The organism is Maribacter flavus, from assembly GCF_008386635.1.
Taxonomy (GTDB): Bacteria; Bacteroidota; Bacteroidia; order Flavobacteriales; family Flavobacteriaceae; genus Maribacter; species Maribacter flavus.
Window position 1 is genome coordinate 468765 of the sequence record NZ_VUOE01000001.1, and the last position, 12075, is coordinate 480839.

Annotated in this window: 13 protein-coding genes; 5 read left to right on the forward strand and 8 right to left on the reverse strand. The window is 42.2% G+C overall.

The window, feature by feature from the left end:
- Window positions 1-32: 32 nt before the first annotated feature.
- Window positions 33-773, forward strand: a complete 741-nt coding sequence (rlmB, locus tag F0361_RS02200) for a 23S rRNA (guanosine(2251)-2'-O)-methyltransferase RlmB (RefSeq protein WP_154917030.1) — start codon at window positions 33-35, stop codon at window positions 771-773.
- On the opposite strand, the gene F0361_RS02205 is transcribed toward rlmB, so the two are convergent.
- Window positions 770-1528, reverse strand: coding sequence for a rhomboid family intramembrane serine protease (locus F0361_RS02205; RefSeq protein ID WP_154917031.1), 759 nt, complete (start codon window positions 1526-1528; stop codon window positions 770-772). The two genes, rlmB and F0361_RS02205, sit on opposite strands and share 4 nt — an antisense overlap.
- A gap of 176 nt (window positions 1529-1704) precedes the next feature.
- Between F0361_RS02205 and F0361_RS02210 the strand changes: the two genes are divergently transcribed.
- Window positions 1705-2982 (forward strand): replication-associated recombination protein A, encoded by a 1278-nt coding sequence (locus F0361_RS02210; protein ID WP_154917032.1) that lies wholly within the window; start codon window positions 1705-1707, stop codon window positions 2980-2982.
- On the opposite strand, the gene F0361_RS02215 is transcribed toward F0361_RS02210, so the two are convergent.
- The 7 genes from F0361_RS02215 to F0361_RS02245 form a co-directional block, all read right to left on the reverse strand.
- Window positions 2979-3869: a hypothetical protein gene (locus F0361_RS02215; protein WP_154917033.1), complete on the reverse strand. Its 891-nt coding sequence runs from the start codon at window positions 3867-3869 to the stop codon at window positions 2979-2981. The two genes, F0361_RS02210 and F0361_RS02215, sit on opposite strands and share 4 nt — an antisense overlap.
- Before the next feature lie 61 nt (window positions 3870-3930).
- Window positions 3931-5364 (reverse strand): DUF5723 family protein, encoded by a 1434-nt coding sequence (locus F0361_RS02220; RefSeq protein WP_154917034.1) that lies wholly within the window; start codon window positions 5362-5364, stop codon window positions 3931-3933.
- Window positions 5361-5900, reverse strand: a complete 540-nt coding sequence (locus F0361_RS02225; protein WP_246160792.1) for a hypothetical protein — start codon at window positions 5898-5900, stop codon at window positions 5361-5363. Before F0361_RS02225 ends, F0361_RS02220 begins: the two co-directional genes overlap by 4 nt.
- Before the next feature lie 61 nt (window positions 5901-5961).
- Window positions 5962-6651: a YjjG family noncanonical pyrimidine nucleotidase gene (locus tag F0361_RS02230; RefSeq protein WP_154917036.1), complete on the reverse strand. Its 690-nt coding sequence runs from the start codon at window positions 6649-6651 to the stop codon at window positions 5962-5964.
- Complete coding sequence (locus F0361_RS02235) at window positions 6644-7891, reverse strand: polysaccharide deacetylase family protein (RefSeq protein WP_246160793.1); 1248 nt, start codon at window positions 7889-7891, stop codon at window positions 6644-6646. Before F0361_RS02235 ends, F0361_RS02230 begins: the two co-directional genes overlap by 8 nt.
- 48 nt (window positions 7892-7939) lie before the next feature.
- Window positions 7940-8638: a RadC family protein gene (radC, locus tag F0361_RS02240; RefSeq protein ID WP_154917038.1), complete on the reverse strand. Its 699-nt coding sequence runs from the start codon at window positions 8636-8638 to the stop codon at window positions 7940-7942.
- Between the two features lie 109 nt (window positions 8639-8747).
- On the reverse strand, window positions 8748-10109 hold the full coding sequence (locus F0361_RS02245) for a UDP-N-acetylmuramate--L-alanine ligase (protein ID WP_154917039.1): 1362 nt from the start codon (window positions 10107-10109) through the stop codon (window positions 8748-8750).
- Between the two features lie 89 nt (window positions 10110-10198).
- Between F0361_RS02245 and F0361_RS02250 the strand changes: the two genes are divergently transcribed.
- The 3 genes from F0361_RS02250 to F0361_RS02260 all read left to right on the forward strand — a co-directional run bounded on the left by F0361_RS02250 (window position 10199) and on the right by F0361_RS02260 (window position 11875).
- Window positions 10199-10606, forward strand: coding sequence for a hypothetical protein (locus F0361_RS02250; protein ID WP_154917040.1), 408 nt, complete (start codon window positions 10199-10201; stop codon window positions 10604-10606).
- A 10-nt stretch (window positions 10607-10616) separates the two neighbouring features.
- The gene (locus tag F0361_RS02255) at window positions 10617-10934 is read left to right on the forward strand and encodes a cupin domain-containing protein (RefSeq protein WP_154917041.1); all 318 of its coding nucleotides are present in this window, start codon (window positions 10617-10619) and stop codon (window positions 10932-10934) included.
- A 155-nt stretch (window positions 10935-11089) separates the two neighbouring features.
- Window positions 11090-11875 carry an SDR family oxidoreductase gene (locus F0361_RS02260; protein ID WP_154917042.1) on the forward strand — a complete coding sequence of 262 codons (786 nt, stop codon included), beginning with the start codon at window positions 11090-11092 and terminating at the stop codon, window positions 11873-11875.
- The last annotated feature ends 200 nt before the right edge of the window (window positions 11876-12075 follow it).

Below are 12075 nucleotides of genomic sequence, written 5' to 3' on the forward strand. Positions count from 1 at the left end.
AAGCATCACGGTATAATACCTATCTTTAGCCCATGGAAAAAACCACCCAAATCTATGGCATAAGGGCCATTATTGAAGCTGTAAACTCAAAAGAGGAAATTGATAAGGTATTTCTTCAAAAAGGGCTTAAAGGGGATTTAATAAAAGAACTAGAAAGCCTTTTGAGAAGGAATGAAATCAATATTGTGTATGTTCCCGCTGAAAAGCTAAACAGACTCACAAAAAATAACCATCAGGGGGCCGTTGCCAATATTTCACCCGTTGGATTCTATTCATTGGAGGAATTGGTCGAAAGAGCCAATAACAAAGACACCCCTGCCCTATTCTTACTTTTGGACCAACTCTCTGACGTACGGAATTTTGGTGCGATTATAAGAACGGCGGAATGTACCGGAGTAGACGGAATCATCATTCAAAAAAAAGGCGCCGCACCGGTTACTGCGGACACCATTAAAACATCGGCAGGTGCGGCTTTTAAAGTGCCAATTGCCAAAGTAGACCATATTAAGGATGCTATTTTCTTCTTACAGGCTTCAGGTATACAAGTTGTTTCCGCTACGGAAAAATCGAATGATTCCCTTTACGATATTTCCTTTAAGGTACCCATAGCCATCGTTATGGGTGCCGAGGATCAAGGTATATCCCCCTCGATTCTAAAAGCTTCTGATTATTGCGCCAAACTACCCTTATTGGGGGAAATAGGATCGCTGAACGTTTCCGTTGCCTGTGGTGTCTTCCTATACGAGGCATTAAGGCAAAGAACTAGAAACTAAGTTTTCTCAGTATCGTCTGTTTTTTCGGAAGATTTATAGATATATCGTATTTGGAGACCATCTTCCGATTCCGATTCTTGATTTGAAAAATGAGGAGTTTCTATAAAATTACCATCGGCATCAAAATGTTTTAAAAAGGGGTCATCTGCTTCATTATAATCCTCCCGTTCCCAATCATACTTTTTTGGTTTTGGGACTTTAGCGTCGAAAACAAGTGCGAATATCAATCCCGTCAAAAAGCCTCCCAAATGACCCTCCCAAGAAATTCCTTCCTTGACCGGAAAAATATACCACAACAAGCTTCCATAGATAAAAACGACTATCAAGGATAGTGCTACCAGCCGAAAATGTTTGGTTATAATTCCCTTGAAAAATATAAAACTGGCCAAGACATAAATAAGTCCGCTTGCACCTATATGAAAGGAAGGTCTACCAATGCCCCACGTAATAACCCCTGATAAAACAATACCCAAAAGAACGACCCGCAAGGCTATACTTTTGTAGAAATAGAAAAGTGCGGCCAATAATATTACCAATGGAATGGTATTATTGTACAAATGTTCCAAAGAACCATGTATGAAAGGACTGAGCACGATTCCTTTTAATCCGGCCAAACTTCTAGGATAAATGCCGAATTCGTTAAAATTGGTCCCGTTCAACAATTCTATCCAATATACGGACCAAACAGTTAACACCCCTATAAGTGGGGCGAACAGCACGGAGTTGGAAAATTTAAAATGTTCTGAATCGGACATGGAAACAATTTAACAATTAATCGGCCAAAATTGGGAATCGGTAAAAATGTCATTTAAATTTATTAAAGGTCTTGATGATTTTCTTTGCCAGACCTGACAGGTTTTAAAAACCTGTTAGGTCAACCCAATCGTATCTCGACTAAGGAACTTCCTCAACTTTAGCCTATTTTTACATCATGAACGAGCCATTAGCGGAACGGGTACGCCCAAAGAACCTGGAAGAATATATCAGCCAGAACCATCTGGTTGGTGAAAACGGTTCCTTGACCCATCAAATAAAAAAAGGTGTTATTCCATCCATTATTTTATGGGGTCCGCCGGGTACGGGAAAAACGACATTGGCCAACATCATTGCTAAAGAAAGTGAGAGACCGTTCTATGTATTGAGTGCCATTAATAGTGGAGTCAAGGACATTCGAGAAGTTATTGATAAGGCTAAACAAGCCGGAGGCCTGTTCACAGCCAAAAACCCGATCTTGTTCATAGACGAAATCCATCGGTTTAGCAAATCGCAACAGGATTCCCTGTTAGCGGCCGTTGAGAAAGGTTGGGTAACGTTGATTGGTGCCACGACCGAAAATCCAAGTTTTGAAGTCATTCCGGCCCTATTATCTAGATGTCAGGTCTACATTCTGAACCCCTTCGGAAAAAAAGACCTGGAACTGCTTTTAGAGAGGGCGATGAAAAACGACACGATTCTTAAAAAGAAAAAAATCACCCTGAAGGAAACCGAGGCACTACTGCGACTATCCGGTGGGGACGGCCGAAAACTGTTGAACGTCTTTGAGCTGGTCATCAACTCGGAACCCTCTGAAGAAATTATAATTACGGACGACCTAGTCCTTTCCAAGGCCCAAAAAAATACCGTTTTATACGATAAGACCGGGGAGCAGCATTATGACATTGTATCGGCCTTCATTAAATCGATACGAGGCAGCGACCCAAACGGCACGGTCTATTGGCTGGCCCGCATGATTGAAGGTGGTGAGGACGTAAAATTCATTGCCAGAAGGATGTTGATTTCCGCTTCGGAAGACATCGGTCTTGCCAACCCCACCGCATTAATCATGGCAAATACAACTTTCCAGGCCGTAACCACCATTGGTTATCCCGAAGCCCGAATTATTCTAAGCCAATGTGCGGTCTACTTGGCAACCTCGCCAAAAAGCAACACCAGTTACATGGCTATTGGCAAAGCGCAACAAACGGTACGACAAACAGGAAACCTTTCCGTACCCTTACATTTGAGAAATGCACCCACAAAATTGATGAAAGACCTAGGTTATGGCGCCGATTATAAGTATGCCCATGATTACGAGAACAATTTTGTAAACGAAGAGTTCCTGCCAGATGAACTATCTGGAACATCGTTTTACCAACCGGGAAAAAATCAACGGGAAAATGCCCTGAGCGACTTTCTAAAAAAACGTTGGAAGGACAAGTATGACTTTTAGAATTTGATGTTCAAAGGTTCTTGAACCAGGTTTTCGCCCTCATAATATTCAAAAATCCATTGGCCCTCCTTTTGGTAGACCATGCCACTTTTTTCATCGGATTGGGCCATGAACATATTTTCATTGGAACTTTTGAACAATTTCATTCGAACCTTTGGGGTATTGTCCACCAATTGATAGCCATTGGCGATTTCTTGGGCGTACCAAATTTCCCCGTTTTCCGCAACTTGTGGTTCATTCTTTGAACCGATGTTGGACGGTACGGGCTCCAAACTTTTATAGGACTGGTTTTCTGTAGTAGCTTCCTGCACCACCATTGGATTCTGGTTTTTGGGAGCTTTTCGCTGTACCTTATCGGTATTGATACCTTTTGGTTCCATTCTTTCAGCTATTTCCTTATTTTTTAGGTTTCTAACATCGTTCTTAAAATTTAATGTTAGTGTCTCTTTGGGAGGCTGTCCACCAGTGTACTTGTACTCAACACCATCCAAACTCTGCATGGCCTCTCCAATGGCCTCATTATAGGCCGATTTGTACTCCTTAATCTTGCTCTTCCCCTGCTGGGTTTCAAAAATTGCCAGACCGTTGCAATCTTTTAGCTGTAAAGTGGTTTTTGTTGTGAACATGGAAGAATCATCCAATAGGTCAACCCAAACCCCCAAACATCTATCGGATGCGAGGTCCAGAGGAAGCGCATCATCATAAACGGCATTAAATCCCTTTTCAGAAAGTAGGTATTTAATCAAAGTACTTGTTTGATATTGGTTGGTTTTCCTGAACGCCTCAAATCGTTTGGGAACTACAAAATATTTGTAATTGTTCAAGTCTGTTTGTGCGGACAAGAAATTACTAAATGAAACGGTAAGTACAATTAACAAGGTTTTCAAAGTCAAGGGTGTTTTTGTTCTTACAAAGTAAATGAAAAAAGCATGCCAAAAATCCGTATACTTACTTTCGATCCCAAGATATAATATTTAAACCTAATTGAAAAGACGCATAATTACTTGCCGCCATGTTCCTATAGGATAACAGGTTATCTGCAATGGCATAGAGGTTTATGGGCCCTGCCTGGAGATTGAGTCCAAAACCCAGATTCGTGTAGCTGAACTTGTCGGCCGTATAGGTCGCCTTCACCGCCAAGATATTGCCTAGCCTCCGCATGTAAAAACCTGTAATCGCCGCTTGCGGACCTCTGGGCCTGTTGATCAAAAAAAGATGGCCCCCAACGGAGTTCCTATATGCGATTCTAGGTGAATTCCCTCCGGAGGGATCAGTGGTACAATCGCAGTCCTCAGCTGACCCCTTGGGCGCTCCAAAATCATACCGTAATGAAGCGTTTACTTTGGTAGGCCTAAAGGTCAAATAAGCCGAATTATTCTCTTCAAATGGTACCAGTTCCTCGATTTCATCAACGAGGTCCTGCCAATAATCCCGATTCAAATTCGATAGTTCGCGCAATACATTGATCTGGATTCCCTCTGAACTGGCAATTCCATTGAGCGAATAATTTTGGGTATCCCCGCTATGATAGATAAATCCAAGATCCAAAACACTGGCCGTAAATACCGTTTGTTCATTAAGCCGATATGAAAATCCCAAATCTACACCTAGCCCCAAATCCCCTCCAAAGAGCGCCCTTTTTATCAGCGTATTACCTGTCGTTCCATTGTCCGATGCCTCGTCCAATTGCCCGAAACCAGACGTTCTTAGTTGCAGATCGGCATTTAAGGTAGTATTGAGAATGTTATTCTGACCTTCCGTGTTGACCAAATAGCCGCTATTCCTGGTGGAATTGTAATCCACGATACCCGAATACAGTTTCCCCCTCGCGCCAATTGTCAGGCTATTGTCAACCTTCTTGTTCACCCCCAAATGATAGACGGCCACCAAAGAACCCCGCGTTTTCAAATCCCCCAAGTTAAACCTCCTGTTCAGCTGATCGGCATTACCGTCAAATATCAATTGGGCATAATCCCTTGGCCAATAGGTAATATTATCAAACTCCAAATAGGCCCCACCGGAATAAAAAAGATTGGGATTGCCACTTCTAAACCCAATGTTGAGTATTTCTAGTTGAACATTGACACTGAATTCATCCCTTCGCCCCATGCCGTACACCATTCTATTTCGAACCTTGTCGTTGATGTCCAAGCCATCCTCGGCAAAAATATCGTTTACGGAAACACCATTGGAACCCGCATAGCCAGAAATCCCTGAAATCATTGGAATGCCCGTGTACCATTTAAAATCGCTCTCCACACCTGGATTCACCATCAAGGATTGGGGAATTTCATTAAAATCGTAAAGAATCTGCTTGTTCTGGGCCTGCAGAAAATTGCATGACAAGACCGCTAGAATGCTTATGGAAAAGATTCGCTTCATTTTACCCTGACCGTAAATTTTGCAATGGAACGAAGTTCGATGGCCGGATCCGGCAAATTGGAGGTACTGGTATTGTCACCAAGGTTTCTGGCGCTCAGCCTTACCTGGGAGGTATTCCTAAGAATATCAAGACTTTTGTCCGCACCGCCATACGCCACAACCCGGGTCAATAGGGCCGTTGGTGCGGCATCCATTTGGAAGAACTCGGTGTCCAATACATCCCCATTTTCGTTCAAAAACTCTATGGTTATCTCAATTTCCTTACTTGTAGTATTTTCCAATTCATAGGTTATGGAACCTTCCAACACCCTTTCGGCAAAAATATCCTCTTCAAAGGCGTCAAAATTGAAATCCTGGGTAAAGAAACTGATGCCCGTAACCCTATTTATTATCGATTCCTGGGTCTTTACGTAGAAAATACTGGTTTCGAAAGTGGGGGTAATGGTCAGGTCGTCATATTGACCAAAGTCCTGTTTATCGGAACAGGAAAACAACAATACAAGCCCAACGAACAGAAGACCTATTTTTCGTAACACAATCATCCTTTGGAAACAATTACCGGATAGAAACTCCCTATCCCATTTAAGAGATATAACTCTATAAATAGGATTTTATTTCCCGAAGCTGCGTGATAATGGGGGCATGGTCATGAACGGGATCTCCATGGGCATTGAAATGTAAGGTATGCAGACCAACGGATTTAGCTCCAAGAATATCCGCTTCCAAACTATCCCCTATCATCAAGGATTTCTGCGGATGGACTTTTGCCCTATCCAAGGCAAGTTCAAAAATGATGGGGTTGGGTTTCTTCACCCCCGCCATTTCGGAATCCACGATATGTTCAAAAAAATGGTGTATACCGGAATTCTTCAACTTTTTTTCCTGAATTTCCTGAAATCCATTGGTAATGATATGGAGCCGATACCTAGGCCTTAGGTAGTTGAGCACAGCAACGGTATCTGGAAATAAATGGGTATATGAGGATAAATGATTGATGTACTCGCTGGACAAACTATGTATCACCTCATCGGAAACGGGGTGTCCTAGTTGGTCGAACACCGTTTTTAAGCGTTGATATCTAAGGGCTTCCTTGGTTATTTTCTCCTCCCGATACAATTTCCAGAAAGCCAAATTTGTGGGAACGTACACCCTTAAAAAATCCTCAAGTGGGATTTGGATACCGTGTTCGGCCAATATTCTTTCAAAGGTTAGGGACGAATTCCGCTCAAAATCCCAAAGGGTATGGTCCAAATCAAAAAATACGTCCGTAACCAGATTTTTAAACATGGTACTTGGTTATTAACTGATGGTACACTTCCTTCCAATCGAAGGTATGGTCAGAACCTAACAATTCGTTCGAGAATACAGATATAAAAGTACCCTTCACCAATTTTATTTCATTGTAAATGGCGTCCATTCTGCGTTCCAATTCCTTTTTCTTATGGATTTCCCTCAGGGCATAATCATGCAGTACAAAAGGAAAGACCTTTATGGGTTGCTGTACTTCCAAAGGAATATCATAAAACTGAAAGGGCGTACAGGTGCCCGCCCTAAACCCTATTTGATAGCTATAGCCCATGGTAAAATCATCCGTGAATTCCGCGGCAATCAAATTTCTATAGGTTTCCGGAACGTCCACCCGGTTGTACCGCATCCTGGAATAATTTACCGGTCTGTTGACCACGTCCTCGAGATTATGTTTTTCGTTTTTCAAAAGTTCCACATCGTTAAAAGAACTATAGGAGGCTGCTAGGGCCACCGTGGAATAATCGCCAATATACTTAATCAACGACTTAAAATTGATGCTATTTGTGGATACGTTTTTATCGTATTTGGAGTAGTTGGCAAACTGAAAAAAGAAAATACTATTGATTTTTAACTTTTTGTGCCACTCTATTAAGGTGGTGAAATTGTCATACGGATCTTTTTTAATGTTCAGTCCCACCGCAATTCTTTCTATCAGCCTTTTTATCCTGAACGTTCCCAAATCCAGTAAAAATCCGGCAGCCCCCCGTATGATTCCCCTATTCGCATAACAGTGGGAAGTGGTTACGTCTATCAAGGACAAGAATTTATATTTTCTAGGCCCCTGGACCAAACCTGGAAACCGTTCCTTTAGTATCACGAAGAGTTTCATCGCCCAAATATCCACTACCGGGCGTTCCAAGAACTTGTGCTCATAGGCCAGACTTCCCTTGGACGGAAAACGCCCGTGGGCATCCTTAACGTGAGGTAAATACTCCTCATACCGACTGATCAGATAAAATGAAGCCGCAAAAATGTCAAAAGGCAGATTACTGCGTTCCCCCGCAAAGAAAAAACAGGGAACATTGTCCCAACTCATTACATTGATATCCACATCGTTAATACCTTGTTCGAACAATAGATCGTGACTGCGCACGAAGAATTCGTTCTGTAATGGTTGTTTGGTGTAGGTTATCTTCTCATTTTTGTGCTTGATGAAATCCTCAACCTTGGTGGTAAAGCCAATTTCTATACCCAAAATCTTGGTAAAAACCTGCTTCATGGTATACGTTAGGCGAGGTGTGATTTTATGGGTGTAGATCAATAACATTTACAACAATTGATTATCGGCAAAACTAAAATATTCCTTTTGTGTGATGATCAGGTGGTCCAGAACACGAATGTCCAAAGACTCCGATGCATTCTTGATCTTTTGGGTGATTTCTTTATCGGCCTGACTCGGTTTTAAGGTTCCCGAAGGATGGTTGTGCGCCAAAATCAGGGCCACGGCCCCTAATTCTAACGACTGTCTCATAAGCAAACGAACGTCTACCAAAGTTCCTGTAATCCCGCCCTTGCTCAACTGGGCCTTGTGCAATATCTTGTTGGAATTGTTCAAGTACAAAATCCAGAATTCCTCGTGCTGCAGTTCACCCATGATGGGCTGCAGGACTTCAAAGGCATCCTGACTACTGCCTATTTTCTCGATTTTTAGGAAACCCTCCCCTCGTCTCCGCCTGCCCACTTCCAAAGCTGCTGAAATGCTAATGGCCTTGGCCTCACCAATACCCTTGAATTTCATCAATTGCTGGATGGAGAGCTTTCCCAATTCGTTCAGGTTGTTATCCACGGAAGCCAATATCCGTTTGGAAAGTTCCACGGCGCTTTCCTCTCTGTTTCCGGACCCTATCAAGATGGCGATTAGTTCCGCATCGGAAAGGGCGGAACGTCCTTTATGGAGTAGTTTCTCCCTAGGTTTATCGTCGTCGGACCAATTTTTGATTGAAAAAGAAACGGGCTTAGCTTCCATATTCCAAATATACTGAACTAATTTTTTCAGGTTGGCAATATCGTAATGACAGATTTATAAAGATGCTCTTTACTATTGAAAATGATTCTTCCCGGAAAGAAATGCGCACCTAAACATTTTCTATTGATTGGGTCATCTTGCCCAAATCCAATCCGCCGTAATTACCTGAACTCATTAATAAAAGTGTCGTATTGGAATAATCCATATGTTGGATGAACGCATGAAAAGATTCCGCATCCGTAAACACCTTCAAGTCCCTGCGAGCAAAGGCCTCCATAATCTGTTCCGGGGTTACTTCCTTCAACTTTTTAATGGCCACGGATTCCGGCAAAAAGAAAATGACGGCCTCGTCCGCTGCATCCATGGCTCCTTTGTATTCCTTCAAAAACTCGGGGTTAAAGCTACTGTACGTATGCAGTTCCAAACAGGCCACCAGCTTTCGATCTGGATATTGTTCCTTCACGGCCGTGGTAGTAGCCATGACCTTACTGGGCGCGTGGGCAAAATCCTTGAAAGCAATGCAATTCTTGCCCTCGGCTATTTTCTCCAATCGTTTGGAAGCACCTTTGAAAGACCCTATCGCTTCATAAAAATCGGCCTCGTCCACACCCATATTCTGACAGATCCATTTGGCTCCCGCCAAATTGCTCAGGTTGTGCTTGCCAAATACCGCAATGGGCATAGGCCCTTCAGGCGTTGACAACAAAGTTTCCCCATTCATCACCTCATAATCGGGTGTGCTATACGGGAGTTTTCTTATTTGGTTTTCCGAAGCTTCCACAACTTCCTTTACGACCGAGTCCTCTTCATTGAAGGTGATACTGCCACCTTCAACGATGCTATCCACAAAAATGCGAAACTGTTCAACATAATTTTCAAAAGTTGGAAACACATTGATGTGATCCCAGGCGATTCCGCTCAATAGGGCAATATTCGGTCGATATAAATGGAATTTTGGCCTCCTATCTATGGGCGAGGATAAATATTCGTCCCCTTCCAAAACGATAAAATCGTTCTCCTCTGTCAAATGCACCATTCTGTCAAAACCTTCCAATTGGGCTCCTACCATATAGTCTACAGAAATCTGATGATAGTTGAGCACATGCAAGATCATGGACGTAATGGTCGTTTTGCCGTGGCTACCGCCTATAACAACCCTGGTTTTGTTTTTGGATTGTTCGTATAGAAATTCGGGATAGGAATAAATGGTAAGGCCGAGTTCTTGGGCCTTTAGCAATTCCGGATTATCGGCCTTGGCATGCATTCCCAATACCACAGCGTCCAAATCCTTCTGGATTTTTTCAGGAAACCATCCAAAGTGTTCCGGTAAAAGCCCCTGGGCCTCCAATCTGGATTTTGACGGTTCAAAAATAACGTCGTCGCTTCCGGTAATCTGGTAACCTTTGTGTGCCAAGGCCAAGGCCAGGTTGTGCATGGCACTGCCACCTATGGCAATAAAATGTATTCGCATGATCCTAAATTATGGGGTAAAGATAACCATAGAAAAACAAAGGAATTTTTTAAAAAAAAACTTTATATTGGTTAAAATCAATGCAAAAAATGACAGAAAAATTTTATAGTGATTTGGATATTCTTTTGGAAGAAATATCTAAAAGCAATGGGTATTTTTTTGAAAATGAAAGCAAATATAATTTTGAAAATGACCCGGACGGTCTTGATAGCTTTCAACTTAAAATGGGTATTATAAATTATGCATTAAGTCAAAATTTAATAAGGCAACCTTTTACAAATGAAACTCTTTTACAGATAACACCGACCGGATTAAATGTATTAAAACACGGAGGTTGGAGAGAATATTTAAATTATAAAGATAAAATTGAAAAAAGAGACAATAAACAATCTGAATTAAATCTAAAAATATCTGAATTTCAAATTAAGACAAAATGGCTCCCTTTAATTTTATCTATTATAAGTTTGATTTTTTCATTGATAGCACTTTTTAAATAACAAATCTATTATGAGTCTAAACCTGGAAACCATCGCGTCAAAAGAAATCATGCCCGGATATCACGGGAAAATGGTACACGCGGAAACTATGAGCATCGCCTATTGGACGGTCGATAAAAACGCCGAAGTCCCGGAACATTCGCATATGCACGAGCAGGTCATGCACGTGCTGGAAGGCACATTTGAGTTTACCTTGGATGGGACAACCAAGGTTTACAAACCGGGTGACATCGTAATCATAGCACCACATAAAAAACACAGCGGAAAGGCCCTGACTCCCTGTAAGCTTATGGACGTTTTTTGTCCGGTTAGGGAGGAATATCGATAGGCCCCCTTGCCCCCAAAGGGGGAACTAAATTCAAGTTCAAATTCAAATATCAAGTTCAAAAATGATATAATTTACTGATATAGAAAGTAGGACGTGATGTTCAAATTGATTTTCCTTATAGCTATAGACTTTTAACTTATAACTCTTAACTCATAATGAACATATCTCTCATAAGAAAAAAGGCCTTGGTTGGCGGAAGTAGCGGCGGAATAGGCAAGGCCATCGCCTTACAACTCGCGGAAAGTGGGGCCAGTGTAACCCTGATGTCCCGAAGCGAGGAGAAACTGAAAAATATCGTTTCACAATTACCCACCGACCATGGTCAGGTACATCAATATTTGACAGTGGATTTCTCCGATTTTCAATCGTTCCAAAAAATCATTGCAGATTATTTTAGTACGAATTCCGTGGACATCCTTGTAAACAATACCCAAGGACCTCCTGCGGGTGGTGCCTTGGAAAAGAGGGTTCCGGATTACCAGGAAGCCTTTGACCTGCTCTTTAAAACCGTCGTTCTCACCACCGAATTGGCCCTGAAAGGGATGGTGGAAAAAAATTGGGGACGGATCATCAATGTGGCGTCGGTTTCAGTGAAGGAACCGTTGTCCTATTTGGCATTGTCCAACTCCATCCGCGCGGCGGTGGTCACTTGGGCCAAGTCCCTGGCCACGGATGTGGGCAAATACCAAATTACCGTTAACAATGTACTTACGGGGTACTTTGATACGGACCGTATCGCCCAACTCAACGCCAAAAAAGCGGAACAAATGGGCGTTCCAGAAAGTCAGGTGCGCAGCGAAATGGATCAGAAAGTTCCCCTACAGCGTATTGGCGACCCAAAGGAATACGGCTATTTGGCTACATTTCTAGCGTCGGACAAAGCCGCATTCATTACCGGAACGAACATCCCCATTGATGGCGGACTGCTAAAATCGCTATAATAGTATCGATTAAAGAGGACACATCGATCACAGACTAACCCAAAAGACCTGTTCGCTCATTTTTCATTGATAGCTCAATCGGTTTGGCACACTTTTGTTGTGTAAATTTAGCATGATGAAACCCTCATCGAGGGATTTGTTTTGGCAAGTTATATACCTATACAAAAGGAAATGTTTAAAAATCAAGTCTTTGATCCAAT

Bases quoted from the DNA above. Each gene is read 5' to 3' on its own strand.
- F0361_RS02205 (WP_154917031.1), bottom strand. From the start codon at position 1,528: ATGTCCGATTCAGAACATTTTAAATTTTCCAACTCCGTGCTGTTCGCC.
- F0361_RS02220 (WP_154917034.1), bottom strand. From the start codon at position 5,364: ATGAAGCGAATCTTTTCCATAAGCATTCTAGCGGTCTTGTCATGCAAT.
- F0361_RS02245 (WP_154917039.1), bottom strand. From the start codon at position 10,109: ATGCGAATACATTTTATTGCCATAGGTGGCAGTGCCATGCACAACCTG.
- F0361_RS02235 (WP_246160793.1), bottom strand. From the start codon at position 7,891: ATGAAGCAGGTTTTTACCAAGATTTTGGGTATAGAAATTGGCTTTACC.
- F0361_RS02230 (WP_154917036.1), bottom strand. From the start codon at position 6,651: ATGTTTAAAAATCTGGTTACGGACGTATTTTTTGATTTGGACCATACC.
- F0361_RS02255 (WP_154917041.1), top strand. From the start codon at position 10,617: ATGAGTCTAAACCTGGAAACCATCGCGTCAAAAGAAATCATGCCCGGA.
- F0361_RS02210 (WP_154917032.1), top strand. From the start codon at position 1,705: ATGAACGAGCCATTAGCGGAACGGGTACGCCCAAAGAACCTGGAAGAA.
- F0361_RS02250 (WP_154917040.1), top strand. From the start codon at position 10,199: ATGACAGAAAAATTTTATAGTGATTTGGATATTCTTTTGGAAGAAATA.
- F0361_RS02260 (WP_154917042.1), top strand. From the start codon at position 11,090: ATGAACATATCTCTCATAAGAAAAAAGGCCTTGGTTGGCGGAAGTAGC.
- rlmB (WP_154917030.1), top strand. From the start codon at position 33: ATGGAAAAAACCACCCAAATCTATGGCATAAGGGCCATTATTGAAGCT.
- radC (WP_154917038.1), bottom strand. From the start codon at position 8,638: ATGGAAGCTAAGCCCGTTTCTTTTTCAATCAAAAATTGGTCCGACGAC.